15 protein-coding genes and 1 pseudogene are annotated in these 19,148 nt (G+C 63.2%); 15 read left to right on the top strand and 1 reads right to left on the bottom strand.

Annotated features, from left to right (window positions below):
* The first annotated feature begins 1 nt into the window (after nt 1).
* From AC07VU_RS30455 to AC07VU_RS30385, 15 genes are all read left to right on the top strand, one after another.
* Nucleotides 2-835 (top strand): polysaccharide biosynthesis/export family protein, encoded by an 834-nt coding sequence (locus tag AC07VU_RS30455; RefSeq protein ID WP_053262711.1) that lies wholly within the window; start codon nt 2-4, stop codon nt 833-835.
* A 59-nt stretch (nt 836-894) separates the two neighbouring features.
* Nucleotides 895-2,877: a GumC family protein gene (locus tag AC07VU_RS30450; protein ID WP_053262712.1), complete on the top strand. Its 1,983-nt coding sequence runs from the start codon at nt 895-897 to the stop codon at nt 2,875-2,877.
* Nucleotides 2,877-4,058 carry a glycosyltransferase gene (locus tag AC07VU_RS30445; protein WP_274302091.1) on the top strand — a complete coding sequence of 394 codons (1,182 nt, stop codon included), beginning with the start codon at nt 2,877-2,879 and terminating at the stop codon, nt 4,056-4,058. Before AC07VU_RS30450 ends, AC07VU_RS30445 begins: the two co-directional genes overlap by 1 nt.
* Nucleotides 4,055-5,404, top strand: coding sequence for a glycoside hydrolase 5 family protein (locus AC07VU_RS30440; protein WP_495031010.1), 1,350 nt, complete (start codon nt 4,055-4,057; stop codon nt 5,402-5,404). Before AC07VU_RS30445 ends, AC07VU_RS30440 begins: the two co-directional genes overlap by 4 nt.
* 25 nt (nt 5,405-5,429) lie before the next feature.
* Nucleotides 5,430-6,644: a glycosyltransferase family 4 protein gene (locus tag AC07VU_RS30435; RefSeq protein WP_495031009.1), complete on the top strand. Its 1,215-nt coding sequence runs from the start codon at nt 5,430-5,432 to the stop codon at nt 6,642-6,644.
* Nucleotides 6,635-7,738 carry a glycosyltransferase family 4 protein gene (locus AC07VU_RS30430; protein WP_277589635.1) on the top strand — a complete coding sequence of 368 codons (1,104 nt, stop codon included), beginning with the start codon at nt 6,635-6,637 and terminating at the stop codon, nt 7,736-7,738. The genes AC07VU_RS30435 and AC07VU_RS30430 overlap by 10 nt, the downstream gene beginning before the upstream one ends.
* Entirely contained in the window at nt 7,738-9,135 is a 1,398-nt protein-coding gene (locus tag AC07VU_RS30425; protein WP_053262717.1) for an O-antigen ligase family protein, read from the top strand. The genes AC07VU_RS30430 and AC07VU_RS30425 overlap by 1 nt, the downstream gene beginning before the upstream one ends.
* Entirely contained in the window at nt 9,132-9,953 is an 822-nt protein-coding gene (locus tag AC07VU_RS30420) for an acyltransferase (protein WP_009050924.1), read from the top strand. Before AC07VU_RS30425 ends, AC07VU_RS30420 begins: the two co-directional genes overlap by 4 nt.
* Entirely contained in the window at nt 9,953-11,359 is a 1,407-nt protein-coding gene (locus AC07VU_RS30415) for a lipid II flippase MurJ (protein WP_114761479.1), read from the top strand. Before AC07VU_RS30420 ends, AC07VU_RS30415 begins: the two co-directional genes overlap by 1 nt.
* A 115-nt stretch (nt 11,360-11,474) precedes the next feature.
* The gene (locus tag AC07VU_RS30410) at nt 11,475-12,104 is read left to right on the top strand and encodes a DUF1780 domain-containing protein (protein ID WP_007924708.1); all 630 of its coding nucleotides are present in this window, start codon (nt 11,475-11,477) and stop codon (nt 12,102-12,104) included.
* Between the two features lie 210 nt (nt 12,105-12,314).
* Nucleotides 12,315-12,488 carry a DUF3094 family protein gene (locus AC07VU_RS30405; RefSeq protein WP_009045687.1) on the top strand — a complete coding sequence of 58 codons (174 nt, stop codon included), beginning with the start codon at nt 12,315-12,317 and terminating at the stop codon, nt 12,486-12,488.
* A 60-nt stretch (nt 12,489-12,548) separates the two neighbouring features.
* Nucleotides 12,549-13,847, top strand: a complete 1,299-nt coding sequence (locus AC07VU_RS30400) for an NAD(P)/FAD-dependent oxidoreductase (protein ID WP_009045688.1) — start codon at nt 12,549-12,551, stop codon at nt 13,845-13,847.
* A gap of 647 nt (nt 13,848-14,494) precedes the next feature.
* Nucleotides 14,495-15,088 (top strand): fimbrial protein, encoded by a 594-nt coding sequence (locus tag AC07VU_RS30395; RefSeq protein WP_009045689.1) that lies wholly within the window; start codon nt 14,495-14,497, stop codon nt 15,086-15,088.
* Between the two features lie 50 nt (nt 15,089-15,138).
* Nucleotides 15,139-15,864, top strand: coding sequence for a fimbrial biogenesis chaperone (locus AC07VU_RS30390; RefSeq protein ID WP_062824558.1), 726 nt, complete (start codon nt 15,139-15,141; stop codon nt 15,862-15,864).
* Nucleotides 15,865-15,973: 109 nt separating this feature from the next.
* Entirely contained in the window at nt 15,974-18,466 is a 2,493-nt protein-coding gene (locus AC07VU_RS30385) for a fimbria/pilus outer membrane usher protein (RefSeq protein ID WP_274302086.1), read from the top strand.
* A gap of 306 nt (nt 18,467-18,772) precedes the next feature.
* Here the strand turns inward: AC07VU_RS30385 and AC07VU_RS30380 are convergent.
* A pseudogene (locus tag AC07VU_RS30380) lies at nt 18,773-18,915 on the bottom strand (IS3 family transposase); the annotation flags it as partial.
* Nucleotides 18,916-19,148 lie beyond the last annotated feature (233 nt).

Here is a 19,148-nt window from a genome sequence, read left to right as displayed (position 1 = left end):
CATGATGACTATTAACCGACCTTCCCGGCTTTGTCTGTTGAGCATCCTGACCGCCACCCTGTGGCTGGGCGGCTGCTCGACCCCCGCCCATGTCGCGCTCCCCGACGGCGACACCCTCAAGGCCCGCCACGCGGCGGCACTGACCCTGGCCGACCTGCCGCCCGCCCAGGTGCTAATCCAGAGCGGCGACACCCTGCGCATCGTGCGCGATGCCCAGGAGCCGGCCAGCTCCGACGACATGACGATGTTCGTGGTGCGACCGGACGGTTTCATCTCGATGCCCAACATCGGCCGGATCAAGGCCGCGCTGCTGACCCCGGAAGACCTGGGCAAGGAAATCACCAAACGCTACACCCGTGTCTACCGCGAGCCCGAAGTGACCGTGAACATCGCCATTGCCCCGAGCAACCGGGTGTTCATCGGCGGCGCGGTGGCCAACCCGTCGTTCTTCAACCTGGCCGGCACCGTGTCGGTAGAACAGGCCCTACTCAGCTCCGGTGGCGTGCTGCCCTCGGCCGACAGCTCCAACATCGCCCTGCTCAGGACCGGTCCCGACGGCAAGTACAAGATGTACTTCGTCGACCTCGGCAGCATGCTCAGCAACCCCGATCATCCGCTAGTCGCCCTGCAGCGCGGCGACCTGATCTACGTACCGCAATCGACCATCGGCAGCACGGTGGAAGCGGTGGACATGTACTTCACCAAGCTGTTCCCGATCAACAAGGGCATCGGCCTGGGCTTCAACTACGACCTGAATGATCAGGAAGTGAAGAACAGCGGCAACACGATCAACAACTTCACCAGCAGTTCCACCGGTACCGGGACGGGGCAGTAAACAGCGTTTGATCGGCCTCCATCAGCCACTGCTACAAGTACTTTCAACGGAGTGATCCCGTGATCGAAATACGCTCTCTACGCGACCTGTTGCGCCTGTTCTTCATCTTCCGTCGCGAGTTCAAGCTGGCGGTCATCACCACTATCGTGGTCGCGGTGCTGGGCGCCTTCCTGCTGCCGACGCGCTACGAGTCGGACGCGCGCCTGCTGGTCAAGCCCGGGCGCGACAGCACCACGGTGCCGATCGAGGCCGGCAATCGCCAGACGCTGATCTCGCCCAGTACTCAGCACGACCCGATCGTCGATGAGGAGAAGATGCTCACCGGTCGCCCCATCGTGCACATCGTTGCCCAGCGCTACCTGGAACTGAGCGCGGCCGCCGAACCCCAGGGTTTTTGGAAGACCCTCAAGTTCTACGCCAAGAAGGCCATGGGCACGGCCATCGATGCGCTGCGCAGCCTGCTGCAACTGGTCGGCCTGTCGGAGCCGCAGAGCCCGCAGGACCGCCTGGCGACCCGCCTGGAAAAGAACTTCCAGGCCAGCCACGAAGCGGGTTCGTCGGTGATCGATATCAGCTTTACCTGGGACGACCCGGAAATCGCGCAGCAAGTGGTGAAGATCTGGGTCGACACCTTCCTCGAGGAGCGCGCCCGGGTGCTCGGTCGCAAGAGCCTCTATGCCTTCTATGAGGGCGAAGGCAACAAGGTGGCCGCGCAGATCCTCAGCCTCAAGGAGCAATTGCAGGGCCGCCTGAAGCAGATCGATTCGATCAGCGTCGATGCCCGCCTGGAAAACCTCACCAGCCAGATCGATCGCCTGACCGACGCCCGGGTCAATGCGCAGAACCAGCTGTCCGGGATCAGCAGCTTCCTGATCAACGCCCGCCAGCAGATCCTCGATCAGCCCGTCGAAGTGGTGACCAGTCGCGAGACCAGCCTCAACCCGACCCAGCTCGACCTCAAGCGCCAGCTCAACACCCTGCAGGTGGAACGCGCGCGCTTGCTGCGCACCTATTTGCCCGAGGCGCCGGCGGTCAAGCAGATCGAACAGAACATCCACGACCTGCAGGCCCTCAGCGAACAGGAAGAGAGCCGCCTGGAACGCTCGAAGAACATCGCGCCCAATAGCCTGGTGACCAACGTCAAGCAGCAGGTCATCGATGCCCAGCTGCAACAGCGCCGGCTGACCGGGCAGATCGAGAACTACGACAAGACCCTGGCTGCCCTGCGTACCGAGCGCGACCGGGTACTGACCGACGAGCCCGAACTCAACCGCCTGACCCAGCAGTTGCGCACCGCGGAAAAGAGCTACGCGCTGTACTCGGAAAACCTGGAACAGGCGCGTATCGACCACGAGCTCGACAGCAGCCAGATCAGCAACATCGCGATCATCGAGCACGCCACCTTCAACCCGGCTCGGGTCTTCCCCAAGAGCCTGCTGATCCTGCTGTTCGCCATTCCCGCGGGCATCGCCGTGGGTCTGCTGACCATCTATGTCTGCTACCTGCTGGACCAGCGCATCCACGACGGCTCGCGCCTGCCGGAGCTGTTCCAGGTGCCGCTGTGGGGCAGTGTGCCGGACCTCGAGGACGCCACGCCCGCCGCCATGACCGCGAGCATCTACCGGCTCTACAGCCTGTTGCCCATGGACCGCATCGAGAGCCAGGGCCTGACCCTGGGCCTGACCTCGGCGCGCCATGGCGAAGGCGTGAGTTTCATCCTCGAACGCCTGCGCCGCCTGCTGGAAGAACGCGGCCAGCGCGTGCGGGTCAACGACAGCGCGCCGGCCCAGCCCGGTGAAGTCCTGCTGCTGGATGCCTCGGCCCTGCTGTCGAACCAGGAGGCCTTCCTGATCCTGCGCCGCGCCGACCTGATCGCCCTGGTGATCGAGGCTCGGACCAGCACCGTGCCGATGATCGAAAATGCAATGTCGTTGCTGACTACCGCCTTCGGCAAGGTCGACGGGCTGATCCTCAACCGTCGCCGCTTCGAAGTACCGTCCAGGGTGCTGGAGCGGATCAACAGCTGGCGCGGTGCGGCCTGATGCGTATCGCCTTGCTGGCCCCGCTGCCGCCGGAACAGACCGGTATCGCCGACTACGCCGCGCATTTCAGCAATGCGCTGCGTGGTCTTGGCATCGAAGTGCTGACCCCGCTGGCCGGCTGTCACGATCCCGCGGAACAGCTGACGCGCCTGCGCGCCTTCGACTGGACGGGCGTCGACCTGGTGCACGCCGAACTCGGCGGTGGCCGCTTCGGCGAATTCCAGGCGCTCGACTACCTGAGCACCGAGCAACCGCGGATCCCCCGCACGGCCACCGTGCATGACCCGGAGCGCCTGATCTGGCGGCGCGCCCGGCTGTTCTGGCCACTGACCCTGCTCGAACGCCTGCCGCACCCGCTGCCGCAAGCGGCGGCGCTGCTCGCCGACCCGCTGACCCTGCGCGAAGAACGGCGCCTGGCCCGCGGCATGCGCCGGCTGATTACCCTGACCCGGCTGGGCGGCGACTGCCTGCGCCAACGCATGGGACTGCGACCGCAACAGGTGGCGGTGATCGCCCACGGCAACCTGCCGATCCCCGCGGCCGAACTGCCGCCGCTGGTGCCGTTGCGCCTGCTGTACTTCGGCTTCATCTACCGCGGCAAGGGCATCGAAGACCTGATCGAAGCCCTGGCCCGCACCCTGGCGGCCAACCCGCAGTGCCGTGGCCAGGTCCGCCTGACCCTGGCCGGCGGCACCGCCCCGGAAATGACTTTCGACCCGGCCGGCAACTACCTCGACGGCCTGCGCCAGCGCATTCGCGAATTGCAGCTGGACGATGTGGTGGACTGGCAGCTGGACCTGCCGTCCGCCGAGATCGCCCGCACCATCCAGGCCCACCATGTGATGGTGCTGCCGTACCGGGAATCGAAAAAACTCGCCTGGCTCGGCCAGATGCGCGGCACCAGCGGCGCCCTGTCCTGGGCCAATGCCTGCGGTCGCGGGGTCGTCACCTCCAATGCCCGGGCCTTTGCCGAGGAGGTTGCCGGCGGCAATGGCGTGACTTATCAGCAAGGCGATGTCGAAGCGCTGAGCCAGCACCTGAGCCGCCTGGTGCTGGAGCCCGAACTGGCCCGCCAGTGGGCCGCGCGGGCCAGCGAGGCCGGGCAACAACGCGAGTGGAGCGCCACCGCGCGGCGCTTCGCCGAATTGTTCAACGAAGTGTGCAAGGAGCGATCGAAATGAAGACCCGAGCAGGCCTTAAACGTCGCCCTCTATTGCGCTATCTGCCACTGGTCGCCGCGCTGGCGGTAGGCGGCGCCCTGCTGCTCAGCGAACAGGTCGATGCCACACCGATCAACCTGGCCCCCGAGCGCACCCTGGTGTGGAAGGACTACCTGGGGGTCAATGCGCACTTCCTGTGGTTCACCCCGCAGCAATACCGCAAACAGATCGCCGCCTATAAGCAGCTCGGCCTGCAATGGGTGCGGGTCGACCTGCACTGGGATCGGCTCGAACCCACCGAAGAGGGTTATCAACTCAGCACCCTCGACGAACTGGACCGGACCCTGAGCGACTCGAAACTCAAGTCGTTGTTCTACCTCGTAGGCTCGGCGCCCTTCGTGACCACCGCCCCCAAGGGCGGGCCGTTCCAGGATCAGTACCCGCCGCGCGATCCGAAAGTCTTCGCCACGCGCATGGCCATGCTGGCCCAGCGTTACCCGGACATCGACGCCTGGCAGGTGTGGAACGAGCAGAACATACCCAACAACTGGCGGCCGAAACCCGATGCCAAGGGCTACGGCGAGCTGCTGCTGGCGACCCATCAGGCGCTGAACCAGGTGGCGCCGGACAAGACCCAGGTCATGGGCGGCATGGCCTACTACAGCCAGATGCCGACCCAGCGCAACGCGCTGATGTTCGAGAAACTCGGCGAACTGGGCGTGCAGAGCCTGGGCATGGTCGCCGCCTATCACCCGTATTCGGAAATCCCGGAAAGCGATGAGCCGGGCAAGAACGAAGTGCTGCTGCGCGGCAAGCAGCTCAACGACATGCTGCACGGCGCCGGCCTGAAGAGGGTCTGGGCCACCGAATGGGGCTGGTCGAGCTACGCCGGGCCCAAGGAGATGCAGCGGCTGATCGGCGTCGACGGCCAGGCCGACTACACCCTGCGTCGCCTGGCGTTGATGAGCGACCAGGACTACGAGCGGATCTTTCTCTTCGCCCTTTCCGATCTCGACTCGCGCGCCTCGGCTCGCGACCAGCATTACGGCCTGCTCGACCTCAACGGCGAACCCAAGCCGGTGTACAAGGCGCTCGCGCGTTTTCTCGAGATTACCGGCGCGCGCCTCAAACCCGGCAAGACACCGGAGCTTGCGAACCTGCCCGACACCTTCTACAGCGTGTCCTGGACCCGCGACGACGGTAAACGCCTGCTGATGTTCTGGAGCGCCAAGGCCGGCACCATCAAATTGCCGCAAGTGCACCAGGCCGAGCTCTACGATCCGCTCAGCGGAACCCGGGCCAGTCTCGAGGCCGCGGACGGCATCCAGCCGGCCGTGAAATCGTCCCTGCAGATTCTCGTGTGGTAATCGATCTCGACCTGGAGTGCCGTACGTGAAGATTCTCTGGATTCTCCCCTACCTGCCCTGGCCCATGACCAGCGGTGGCAAGACTCGCCAGTTTCACTTGCTGCGGACCTTGAGCGAGCGGGGTCACCGCATCACCTTGCTGGTGCAGTCGAAAACCGAGGCCGATGCCGCCACTCGCGCCGCCCTCGAGCCCTGGCTGGAACGCCTGATCGTGGTGCCCCGGCGCCCACTGAAACACCCGGTCACGCTGCTGGCCGGGCTGTTCGCGCCCTGGCCGCTGCTGACCACGGTCAACGGTGTGTCGCGCCCCTTGCGCGAGCGCTTCGACAGCCTGCTGCAGGAGCCCTGGGATGTGATCCAGGTCGAGCACAGCTACAGCCTGCAACCCTATCTGCAACCGCTGCGTCGGGCCGGCCGGGACTTCGTGCTCACCGAGCACAACCTCGAATCCAGCCTGGGCGGCGCGACCTATGACCGCTTCCCGGCCTGGGCCAGTCTCTTCGTGCGCTATGACCAATGGCGCTGCCGGCAGTGGGAACGCAAGGCGTTCGATTCGGCCCGCCAGGTGGTCGCGGTGACCGAAAGCGACGCCCGGGCCATGCGCCAGCTGACCCGTACCCCGGTCGAGGTGGTGGTCAACGGCGTCGACAGCCGCAGCTTTGCCGAGGTCTCGGCCGACCCACAGAGCCAGCGGGTGCTGTTTGTCGGCAACTATGAATACGCGCCGAACCTGGACGCTGTGCAGTGGATGCTCGATGAGATCTTCCCGCAGGTCTGGAGCCACTGCCCCGAGGCGCGCCTGGCGGTGGCCGGGTATGCCTTGCCGAGCAACTGGGCCGAACGCTGGACCGACAGCCGCATCGAGTGGGTCGGCTTCGTGCCGGACCTGCCCGACCTGCAACGACGCTGCGCGCTGTTCATCGCGCCGTTACGCCAGGGCGGCGGCTCCAAGCTCAAGGTGCTCGAAGCCATGGCCGCCGGCCTGCCGCTGGTCAGCACCGCGCAAGGCGCCTCGGGCCTGGCCATCCGCCCCGAGGAACATTACCTGGCAGGCGACAATGCCCAGGCCCTGGCCGATGCCGTGATTCGCCTGTTGAGCGAGCCGAGCCTCGCTGCCCAACTGGCCGGCGCCGCCCGCCTGTATGCCCGCCAGCATCACGACTGGGCCGTGGCCGGTGACGAACTGGAACAGATCTACCGGACTCTGCCCTCCACACAGGAGCATCCCGCATGCGTGTAGCCCTCGATTATCGTCCGGCCACGGTCGCTCCCTCCTCGGGCATCGCCCGTCAGGTCAAGGCCCTGGAACAGGCCCTGCGTGCCCGTGAAGACACCGAATTGCTGCTGGTGAGCGAAGCGCCACTGGAGCATGAACAACGCCAGACCGCCTTTTGCCCGGCCTGGCCGAGCCCCCTCGATGGCGTGCAACGCCCCAGCGTGCGCCTGCGCTTCGAACGCAAATTCTTGCCGGCGACCATTCGCGAGCAGTCGGTCGACCTGTATATCGCCACCGCCAACATGGGCCTGCCCATCGGCCACAAACCGGCAGGCACCCGTTATGTGCTGATCCTGCATGACCTGTTCCAGCTGACCCAGCGCAACTTCCACCGTTCGCAGCTCAAGGCCGTGGCCTATCGGCTGATCGACGCCGTGTCGATCGCCTGGTCGATCTGGGTCGCCGATGAGGTCTGGTGCCCTTCGCGGTTTTCCTGCAGCGAAGCGGCCCGGCTGTTTCCCTGGGCGCGGCCGAAATTCCGCGTGCTGAACAACCTGGTGCCGGAGTTCCAGGGCGTCATCGGCCCACTGCCGACGGGCCTGCCCGAGCGTTACTGGCTGGCCGTCGGGACACGGGAGCCGCGCAAGAACATGCCGTTCTTCATCGAGCAGTGGCAGCGCTGCCGCCAGGAAAACCCGCAAGTACCGGAGCTGGTCCTGGTCGGCCATGCCAGCGACCTGCCCGCGAACCTGAGCCAGTTGCCCGGCCTGCATTGGGTCAACGGCGTCAGCGACGAGCAGTTGCAGGCCCTGTACCGGCATGCCGACTGCCTGTGGCAGCCCTCCTACGCCGAAGGCTTCGGCCTGCCAGTGGTCGAGGCGCTGTGGCAGGGCACGCCGGTCGCGGTGGCCAGGGGTTCGGCGCTCGACGAGGTCACGCCACCCGGCGCGCGGCGCTTCAATGCCCGTGATCGCGCCAGCCTGCGCAATGCGCTGATCGAACAGGCGCAGGACAGCGCCAGACCCGATCCGGATACCCTGCGCGACTGGGCCCGGCAATTTGCCGAGCCGGCCCACCGCCAGCGCCTCGACACCTTGCTCACAGGGCTCTTTCACTGATGCTGCCAGGAAAATTCATTGGCCTGACCCTGGGGTTGATCTTCGGGATTCTGTTGTGGGCCCTGCCACCGGCAAAAGTCATCTTCGTGGTGATCGGCCTGGCCGTGACCCTGACGCTGATTCGCAAGCCGCTGTGGGGCCTGCTGATCTTCGCCGTGCTGGCCACCTGCATTCCCTACACCACGCTGCAGTTGGGGATTCGCACCACGGTCAGTGAAGCGGTGCTCGGCCTGACGTGGGTCGGGCTGTTCTGGCAATCGTTCATCGGCAAGACCCGCAACCTCATGCTCTGGCGCCCCACCGAGCGGGCCATGGTCTGGCTGATGCTGTTCAGCGCCATTCCCTTTGTCTGGGGCATGCTGATCATTCATGCCGATGGCAACGGCCCGGTGAACTGGGTGCGCTGGCTGATGAACCTGTCGCTGCTGTTCATGGTGCCGCTGCTGCTGCGTACCGATGCCGACCGCGACAAAGTGGTGATCGCCCTGTTGCTGGGCACTCTGCTGATGCTGCTGTTGTCGATCGGCATGTTCATCAAGTCGCGCAATGCGATGTCGATGATCCCGATCCTCACCGACCTCAAGTACGCCCACCCGGAAGCGGTGAAGGACATCTTCTCCGCCAACTACCAGCGCATGGCGTCGCCCTGGGTTCACCCAAACCTCACGGGCGGCGTGCTGGTGCTGTTCATTCCCCTGGCACTGCTCTATGGCTGGACCCGCACCGGCGCGCGCCGGGCCCTGGGGCTGGCGGTGGCGATCCTCGGTTGTGCGGGGCTGCTGCTGAGTATTTCCCGCGGGGCGATCCTGGCCCTGGCCCTGGTACTGATCTGGCTGACCTACAAACGCGTGCCCTACAGCGGCCGGATCATCGGCCTCGGGGCAGCTTTCGCGGTGGCCCTGGTGATGTTCTACCCGCCGCTGCAGGAACGCCTGATGACCATGTTCTCGGCGACCAACGCCAGCACCGAAGTGCGTTTCGACGAGTACGCGAAATTCCCCGAGGCGATGATGCGCTACCCGCTGGGCATCGGCTTCAAGGTCGACCCGCCGGTACCGGGCACCGACCTGCCGGGCATCTCCAACCTGTGGCTGAACTTCATCTACAAGATTGGCATTCCGGGGATGCTGCTGTTCATCGCCGTCACCCTGTTGTGGTGGCGCGAGGTGCGCCCGCTGGCGCCGATCCGTCAGGTGACTGCCGACAACGCGCTTTGGCTGGGGTGCATTTCCGGCCTGTTGGCGGCCTTGCTGACGGGTTTGTTCGACCACTACTTCAGCTTCACTTTCGTGCTGATCGGTCTGTTCTGGCTGTTGATGGGCATGAGCCTGCAACAGGTCCGGTTGCGCCCGGCCATCACCCTCCCCCTCATCAACCCCAAGGATCGCCAAGCATGAAACATCGTATTTTCCATTCTGCGGATCTGCCGGAACGCCTGCCTGCCCTGGCCTCGGAGCTGGGCGTCAGCCACGATGAACTGCTCGAGGCCTACAGCTGGGGGCTGAACAACGACGTGCTGTTCGTCGAGGGCGACGGCGAGCAGGCGCGCTACAGCGTTTGCTCGGTGGACATCGAACAGATCATCGAACATCCCCTGGCCCGGCGCCTGTATGGTCGTTTGAAGCAGGACATCCCCACCACCCTGGTGCCGCGCTACGGCAAGAACCTGGCCACCCTCAAGGACCGCTGGCTGCGGGCCTGGGAGCAGGCCTACAACATCCTGATCAACAAGATCCCCAGCCATCACGTGCGCATCGCCTGGCTGCGCCTGGGCGGCGCGAAAATCGGCAAGGGCTCGACCATCTGGCGCAACACCGAGGTGCTGGGGGTGGAGAACCTGGTGATCGGCGATGACAGCGTGATCGCCTGGCATTGTCAGATCGACGCCCGGGCCGGGCTGATCATCGGCGATCATGTGACGATCGCCTCTCACGTTCTGATTCTCGCCGGCGGCCATGACCCGATGAGCCCCGAGTTCTGGTCGGTGTCCGCGCCCATCTACATCGATGACTACGCCTGGATCGCCACCCGGGCGCTGCTCGCCCATGGCTCGCATATCGGTCGCGGGGCCGTAGTGACCGCCAACACCCTCGTGGCCAAGGCCGTTCCCCCCTACAAGATCATCGGCGGAAGCGGTGCCAAACCCATGGGCGAGCGCCCTCATGACCTGAACTACAAGGTGGGTGGCAAAGGCCTGTTCACCCTGTTCTATTGATGCTCGGCAGCACCCTGCTACTGACCCTGGCGACCCTCGCCGGTCTGCTCGCCGGTTTTGCCCGCGAATGGCTGCTGGTGGCGGCCTGGGGCGCGGGCAGCCGCAGCGATGCGTTCCTGGTCGCGGTGTTCATTCCCGAAGCCCTGCGCATGACCCTGGCCGCCGGCATTCTCGCGGCCGCGGCCCTGCCGCTCTATCAGGAGCGCGACGCCCAGCGCCAGCACGCCTGGCTGGCCGGCCTGTGCCCACGCCTGCTGGGCCTGGGCCTGGGGCTGTATGCCCTGCTGGCCTTGAGCGCGCCGTTGTGGATCCGCCTGATCGGCCCCGGGCTCGACAGCGCAGCCCAGGCCGAAGCCGCCGCCAACCTGCGCAGCCTGGCCGCCTGCATCCCCGGCCTGCTCATGCATGCGCTGTTCAGCATCCCGCTGCACGCCCGGCAACGTTTTGTCCTGCCGGGGCTAGGCTCGCTGCTGTTCAACCTGCCACCGGTGCTTTACCTGTTTTTCTACGGCCAGGCGAGCCTTGGCTCCGGCCTTTCGCTGGCATTTTTCCTCGGCAGCCTGCTGATGTGCCTGTCGCTGGTGCCGGCGGTCTGGCAGACCGGCTGGCGCCCCTGGCAAGTCCGCGGGGACGCCGGTGCCGGCCGGGAACTGCTCGGCCGCCTCGGCCCGCTGTTGACCAGCAACCTGGCCAGCCAGGGCCTGGCGCTGGTGGAACGGCTGGTCGCCAGCTACCTGGGCGAAGGCGTGGTGACCTGGGTCAACCTGGCGCGCAAGCTGATCAACCTGCCGCTGATTGCCTTGATGAGTCTCAACCAGGTCCTGCTTGGCTTGATGAGCGGCAAGTCCGGCGATCAGCGCCTGGGGCTGCTGCATCGGGGGCTCGACGCCGCGACTCTGCTGAGCCTGCCAGCCGCGCTCGGCCTGGTGGGCGCCAGCCCGGCGCTGATCCACTGGCTGCTGCCCGCCCAGAGCGCCGACGGGCCACTGCCGGCGCTGCTGGGCTGGTTCGCCGTGTCGTTGGTATTTGGTGCCTGGAACGCCATGCTCGCCCGTTACGCCTATGCCGCCGGTGATACCAGCACGCCACTGCATTGCGAACTGCTCGGCAGCCTGCTCAACGCCTTGCTGCTGGCGGGCCTGCCGCTGGTCCTGGGGCTGACCGCGATTCCTCTGGCGGCCCTCGGCGGCGTGCTCCTGACCAACCTGTTGCTGATGCAGCGCCAGCAATTGCTCACCCTGATCAACTGGCCGGTGCGCTGGGCAGTCAGCGCCGTCCTGCTGAGCGCGGCGGCGCTGCTGTTGCATCCGCTATTGAATGTCTGGCTGCAACTGGGGCTCAGCACAGTGGCCGGGCTGCTCCTGCTGATCGCCTTGGGGCTCTGGCTGAAACCCTGGCGGGCCTGAACGAGCGGCAGAGGGTTGACCTGATGTCACACTTATCCGTTATAAGTGCAGTCAGCCCCCGCCGACCCGGCAGAGTGTATTTCTTGGATCAGCGTTTGGACGCTAAGCTTGGACTATGGATGACTCAGATTACTTGCGCCTGCTCACCATTCAGGCCGAACAAGCCAACGCGTTCCTGTCCAATGCGCGCAAATGGGAGCGTGAGCGTTGGGTCTGCCAACGCCTGCTGCAAGGCTTGAACATCCCCTACCGTGCCGACGAGTTCACGCCCGCCGGGCAGGAGCCGCCGGACGTCCTGTTTCGCGAGGCCTGTTTCGAGGTGTTCTTCGTGCTGGACGAAGGCCGCCGCCTCAACGACGAATGGCGCGACGAGCTGCAACGGCGCCGCAGTGCCTTCTCCCTCAGCCAGCTGGTACGGCGCGAGGCCAAGCCCAAGCGCATTCCGGCCAACGAACTGTTGCTCAGGCTGGCCCCGACCCTGCGCAAGAAAGCCCACAACTACAAGGAACGCGGCATGGACCTGGGGGAGCTGGACATCATCGCCTTCGCCAGCCTCAAGCGCGAAGTGCTGGACCTCAACAGCCACTTCCCGCCGCCGACCGAATACCTGCGCCAGGGCTGGCGCTCGTTGTCGCTGGTCGGGCCGACCTTCGCCCGCGTGCTGTTCGCCCACCCCGACGCGCCGGACTTCCTGCGCGGCAACCTGGGACGCAGCATCCTCTTCGATGTCGGTATCAGCCTGTAGGCCACCTGGAGCGGAATTTCCCGGGCCTCTTCAGGCCATTCGTGGCATGGCGCAAACACCGCGTGAGTGTTACAAAGCGCAATCATTCACGGGATGACAAGGCCGGCATCCGCGAGCAGCTATGCTCCGTTCCATGCCGCATAGCCCGACAAGATGGCACTGCGCTGTAACCTTCATACTTTTCGCAACGTCTAGCTGACGAGGCTTTTTATGACCAGCCGCCTGAACCCCGACGACCAACGCCATGTCGAAGAATACCTGCAACTGGCCCAGCACCGAGTCGAGCGCCGGCCCTTCCGGCCGTGGATGCTCCTCGTGATAGTCGTGAGCGTCACCATTGGCCTGGGCTTGCTGAGCCGACTTATCAGTTACCTGACGCTATGAGCTGCATCGCGCTCGCTCGGGTAACCGTACCGATTTCTTTTAGCCTTGCGAGATATCCCCATGACTCATCGTATTGTCATCGTTGGCGGCGGCGCCGGCGGTCTGGAGTTGGCTACCCGTCTGGGTAAGACTCTGGGCAAGCGCGGTACCGCCAGTGTGATGCTGGTCGACGCGAACCTGACCCACATCTGGAAACCCTTGCTGCATGAAGTGGCCGCCGGCTCGCTGAACTCTTCCGAAGACGAACTCAACTATGTCGCCCAAGCCAAATGGAACCACTTCGAGTTCCAGCTGGGCCGCATGAGCGGGCTCGATCGCCAGCAGAAGAAGATCCAGCTGGCCGCCACCTACGACGAAAACGGCGTGGAACTGCTGCCGGCTCGTGAACTGGGCTACGACACCCTGGTGATTGCCGTGGGCAGCACCACCAACGACTTCGGCACCCAGGGCGCCGCCCAGCACTGCCTGTTCCTCGACACGCGCAAACAGGCCGAACGCTTCCACCAGCAACTGCTCAACCACTACCTGCGCGCCCATGCCGGGCAGACCGATGTGGTGGAGCAGATCAGCGTGGCTATCGTCGGTGCCGGTGCCACGGGCGTCGAACTGGCCGCCGAGCTGCACAACGCCGCCCATGAACTGGCGGCCTACGGCCTGGACCGGATCAAACCGGAAAACATGCACATCACCCTGATCGAGGCCGGCCCACGGGTACTGCCGGCCCTACCGGAGCGGATCGGCGGCCCGGTGCACAAGACCCTGGAGAAACTCGGGGTCAAGGTCATGACCAATGCCGCGGTCAGCGAAGTCACCGCCGACAGCCTGATCACCGCCGATGGCCAGGTGATTGCCGCCAGCCTGAAAGTCTGGGCCGCGGGCATTCGCGCCCCGGGTTTTCTCAAGGACATCGACGGCCTGGAAACCAACCGCATCAACCAGCTGCAGGTCTTGCCAACCCTGCAGACCACCCGCGACGAGAACATCTTCGCCTTTGGCGACTGCGCCGCCTGCCCGCAAGCGGGCACCGACCGCAACGTTCCACCGCGGGCGCAGGCGGCTCACCAGCAGGCATCGCTGCTGACCAAGTCGCTGAAACTGCGTATCGAAGGCAAGGCCCTGCCGGAGTACAAATACACCGACTACGGCTCGCTGATCTCGCTGTCGCGCTTCTCCGCCGTGGGCAACCTGATGGGCAACCTGACCGGCAGCGTGATGCTCGAAGGCTGGCTGGCGCGGATGTTCTATGTGTCGCTGTACCGCATGCACCAGATGGCGCTCTACGGCCCGTTCCGTACCGCCATGCTGATGCTCGGCAGTCGGATCGGCCGCGGCACCGAGCCACGCCTCAAGCTGCACTGAATCTGAGCCTGTAGACCAGGACAAGAGTGCCCCGAGCGATCGGGGCATTTTTTTGCGCCCTGTTCAACACGGACTCAGGCAAACAGGCAGGCTGCTAAAGATCGAAGCTCCTAGATATTTCCCGCACCCCACCTCCAACTTTCCGAGCAGCTTTAAGATTAGTCTTAATTCTAAAATAGAAGAGCCGCCTGACTTAGCCCCCACATCCAAAAGTTGCTCCCTCCGGGCGTACCGAATACATACGCCTACCTCCGCGCCACCTCTTACTGCGGCATATAGATAGCGGGCCCGATAGTATTCAAGACGCCACTCATGCTCTATCTAGTTGCATTGATAGTTTGTCCCGCACACTTAAACCTTCGACTAAAACCTGACCAACACAAGGATTAACCCATTAAAAACAGGTGCTTATATACAAAAATCGAAGATTTTTGCGGCGATCACCCCGTTTGTCTGCCGACAGGTATTCCGACAACTTCATGCGACCCGATCAAATTTTAAGAATCTTCTTATTGAAATCTTATCAGGCAAAAAAGTATTAGCGATCATTCAAAGCCATAGAACAATCAATAGTTTAAGAATGGTCTTATTGTAACGACCGAAGTGAAGATACAAGATTGCACCTCCAACTTTAGCAGGTACATGAAATGTCCAAACTTCTCAAAAGCATCATCTCCATGGCTATCGCTGGCGCGGTCAGCACTTCCGCTCTCGCGGCAGATGGCACTATCAACTTCACCGGTGACATCGTCGCCGCCTCCTGCAAAATCGACGGCGGTTCCGGCACCAACGTTGGTGGTGAAAAGGGCAAGCAGAACATCGACGTCAACCTCGGCAAGGTCAGCAGCGACTCGCTCGCTGGCTCCGCAGAAGGCGGCATCGTCGGCGGTAAGGGCATCAACCTGAACCTGGATTGCGGCGGCACCGCAGAGGGCCTGAAGTCCGTCAAGCTGCAGTTCGACCCGATGAGTGGCTCCGGCATCGACAGCAAGAACGTCTCGCTGCTGAAAGTCACCGGTGGCGCAGAAGGCGTGGGTATCGGTCTTTACAACAGCAGCAACAAGCTGGTGAACCTCGGCGCGAACGAAACCATCGATGGCGCACTGGTAGCAAACAAAGAAGGTGAAACCACCACCTACACCGCCAACCTGAACCTGCGTGCAGGTTATGTGGCGAACGGCTCGCCGATCAAAGCAGGTCCTGCGAACGGCACCCTGCCGTTTACCTTGACTTACGAGTAACCCGCGCCAAAGGGAGGGGCCTGCGCCCCTCCCTCCGACCTGGAGCCGCTATGAAAGCCTCACTATTGACACGTCTTGCGCTCGCCAGCGCGATGACGCTTTTTGCGTCGATGGCCAGTGCCGGCATTACGCTGGATGGCACACGCGTCATCTTCGCTGCGCCAGCCAAGGAAACGTCCGTCGTCGTCAGGAACCAAGGCTCGAATGACATCATGGTCCAGTCCTGGGTCGAGCCAGACACCAACGGGCCCGCGACCGACGTACCGTTCGCCATTACCCCTCCCCTGGTTCGCCTTGGAGGCAACAAGCAGCAGATCCTGCGCATCCTCTATCAAGGCCAGGGGCTGCCTACCGACAAGGAATCCGTGTTCTGGCTGGCCGTGCAGGAGATTCCGCAAAAAGCCAAGGACGAGAACACTCTGCAGATCGCCATACGGCAGCGCGTGAAACTGTTCTACCGCCCGGCCAACCTGCCGGACACCGCGGCGAATGCAGCCAAGAGCCTGCAATGGAAGCTGGTGGAACAAAACGGCAAAGCCGCGCTTTCCGTGACCAACCCTTCCGCGTACCACGTGTCCTTTTCTGGTAGCACCGTGACGCTGCGCAATGGCAAGGACAAGGGCACCGCCACCGCAGAAATGCTGGCACCAGGAGCAACACGCACCGTCGAGATCAAAGGCTCGGCTGGCGTGAGGTCCGGAGCCACAACAGTGGAATTCGACAGCATCAACGATTACGGCGGGCTGGACCGAGTCACCAGCAAACTTTCCAACTAACGGAAAACAGCCATCACTCGTGTCGCTCGCTAGAGCGCACCGCTTTATCTCCGACTTTTTAATCAGGTCAGTGCCTCGGACATCCGATGCACGATCGAAAGGATTCCGCATGCCCATTCTTCAGAGAGAGCTCAGCTTCAGGATCGCCCGACGGGCGTGCGCGACCTGCCTCATGGCACTGGGGCTGGCCTCGAAGCTGTCCGCCGCAGAGGCCGAGTTCGCCGACTCCTTTCTGAAAATGGAGGGCACTCCGGTGGACCTCAAGTTTTTTGAGAAAGGCAGTGCAGTTCCGCCAGGCACCTACAGCGTTGACCTCTACCTGAACAACGTGCTGATCAAGCGCCAGGAAATCACCTTCGCCGCCGATGCCTCCGGACAGGTCAAACCCGCCATCTCGCTCGGGCTGCTCAAAGAGCTTGGACTCAACGCAGGCAAAGCCCAGCAGGATGGACTCATCGCCGCGGACGCCAAGGATGAGCAGCCGTTCGACGTCAGCGCCCAGATCGCCGGCGCCGCGGTGGACTTCGACGTCACCAACCTGGCATTGCAGTTCAGCATTCCGCAGGCATACGTCCAGCGTTATTCCCGCGGTTACGTCGACCCGTCGGTTTGGGACGACGGCATCACGGCCTTCTACAGCGACTACCAGGCCAACTTCAACCGCAATACCAACCAGGGCAGGAAGAGCGACTACCACAACCTGAACCTGCGCAACGGTTTCAATATCGCCGGCTGGCGCTTTCGCAACGAATCCGCCTTGACCGGCGGTACCGGTACAAAAAGCGAGTTCAAGAGCAACCGTACCTATCTGGAGCGCGATGTCCGGCGCCTGAAAGGCAAGCTTTCCCTGGGCGAGCTGTACACCCCAGGCGAGATCTTCGACAGCGTGCGTTTTCGCGGTGCACAGATCGCTTCGGACCTCGGTATGCTGCCTGACAACGAGATCGGCTACGCGCCCGTGATCCGTGGCATCGCTGAATCCAATGCCACTGTAGAAGTACGGCAAAACGGCTACGTGATCTATTCCGCGTCGGTGCCGCCTGGCGCCTTCGAGTTCACTGACATCTATCCCAGCGGTTCCAACGGCGACCTGCAGATCAAGATCATCGAAGCGGATGGCCGGGTACGCGAATATCAGCAGTCCTATGCCTACCAGCCGGTCATGACCCGGCGCGGCAACCTTCGCTACAGCGTCACCGCCGGTGAATATCGCTCCAACGACCAACCGTCGCCTTCGTTCACCCAGGGCACAGCCGTCTACGGTGTAACCGATAACCTCACCGGTTATGGCGGCGCGCTGCTCGCGCAAGACTATCGCGCCGTCAACATTGGTGCGGGCGTGAACTCCAGCCTCGGTGGTATTTCCTTCGACGTCACCAGCAGTGAATCGAAGACCCAGAACGGCAGGAGCAACAAGGGTCACAGTGCGCGCTTCCTGTACTCCAAGACGCTGAACGCCACCGATACCACCTTCACCATGGCCGGCTACCGCTATTCCACCGAAGGCTATCGCAGCTTCAGCCAGCACGTGGACGACCTCATGTATCAGGACCGTGCCGGCTTCAGCGCCCAAAAGAGCCGAATCAACCTCCGGGTGAACCAGAGCCTGTCACAACGAGGCTCGTTGTACCTCAGCATGGATGAAACCAACTACTGGAATCAGCAGGGCCGTACGCGTAACTGGCAATTTGGTTATGGCAGCAGCATTGCCAGCGTCAGCTACAACCTGGCGGTGTCACGCACCCAGAGCGATCCCATGAACGGTGGTTCGGATACGCAACTCACCGCCAGTGTCAGCATGCCGCTGGGAGGCCGGGGTAGTTCTCACCGCCTCTCCAGCAACGCCATCAGCTCGAGCAAAGGCGATTCCTCGCTGCAGTCGAACGTGTCCGGCTACCTGGACGACCAGGCGACCCTCAGCTACTCGGCACAGGCAGGCCACAGCAAAAGAAACGGCAGTACGGCCGGCGCCAGCCTGGACTGGGACACCCCCGTCGCCAAGCTGCGTGGTGGCTATAACCAGGGCCGTGACGACAAGCATATCGACCTGGGCGCATCTGGCTCGCTGCTGGTGCACAGTGGCGGCGTTACCCTCGGCCAGCCGCTTGGCGAGACTTTCGGCCTGCTGGAAGTTCCGGACGTCGACGGCGTCGGTGTATCCGGCTGGAACGCCGTTCGCACCAATGGCAAGGGTTACGCGGTGGTGCCCTATATGCAGCCTTATCGCTACAACTGGCTGAACCTGGACACCCAGACCCTGGGTACCGACACCGAGATCAACGAAACCTCCAAGGTGCTGGTGCCAACCCGTGGCGCCATCGTCAAGGCCACCTATGCCGCACAAACCGGTCGTCGCCTGCAATTCGTGCTGCGCGCGGACAAGGGCGATCCAATCCCCTTCGGCGCCCAAGGCTACGATGAACAAGGCAAGCCCCTGGGCATGGTCGACAACCTGTCGCGCCTGCTGGTCTTTGGCGTTCCCGACCAGGGCCGGCTGGAGATCCGCTGGGCCGAAGGCAGCTGCATGGTGGACTACAAGCTACCGCCCACAAACAAGGAACTGGCTTACGAGCGCGTGGACGGCCTTTGCCGGGTCTTGTGAGCACTGTAAACGCCCCTCGCAACGAGGGGCTGGCCATAGAGACATAGCTGATCACTCCCACATTGCATTTATTGGCATGAGCCTGGCCGAGCCAGCGCTCCCGGCCAGCACATCCCCCTACTCACCTCATCTATATCGAATATGCCCGCCAGACAGTGAATGGCAGCGAAACGAGGGCCGGCAAAGGGATACGCACTGAACGACAGTGGACAACCCAAATCTCCCCCCAAAAAAGCCCCGAATTATCGGAGCTTTTTTTGCTTCACGCCCAAGGCATGAAACTATCTTCAGCGAGCCAATATGTGCGCCTGCACTCCAATCCTGCCGACCATGCTTGCGGAGCCACATCAGAACGGTCGTCTTGCCTTGAATGCCGCAGCGCGCCTGAGCCTCTTTATGACTCAGCTCGCCTTTTCAACTTGGTCGACGACCAACGATTTAAAAGTCAGCGTGTAGTCTCACTGACTGCGCCTTTTCCCGCTTCCATTACGCCCTCCTGAGAAGAGATCAGAAGGTGTAAACCTTATTCAGGAAGGGGCAGACACAACTGACGCCGAATTCCGGACAAAAAAAATCCCCGTATCTTTCGATACGAGGATTTTCAGTATGGTCGGGGTAAGGGGATTCGAACTCCTGACATCCTGCTCCCAAAGCAGGCGCGCTACCGGACTGCGCTATACCC

This window comes from Pseudomonas sp. GW821-FHT02B10 (genome assembly GCF_059421865.1).
This window is presented reverse-complemented; position numbering and strand designations above follow the sequence as displayed.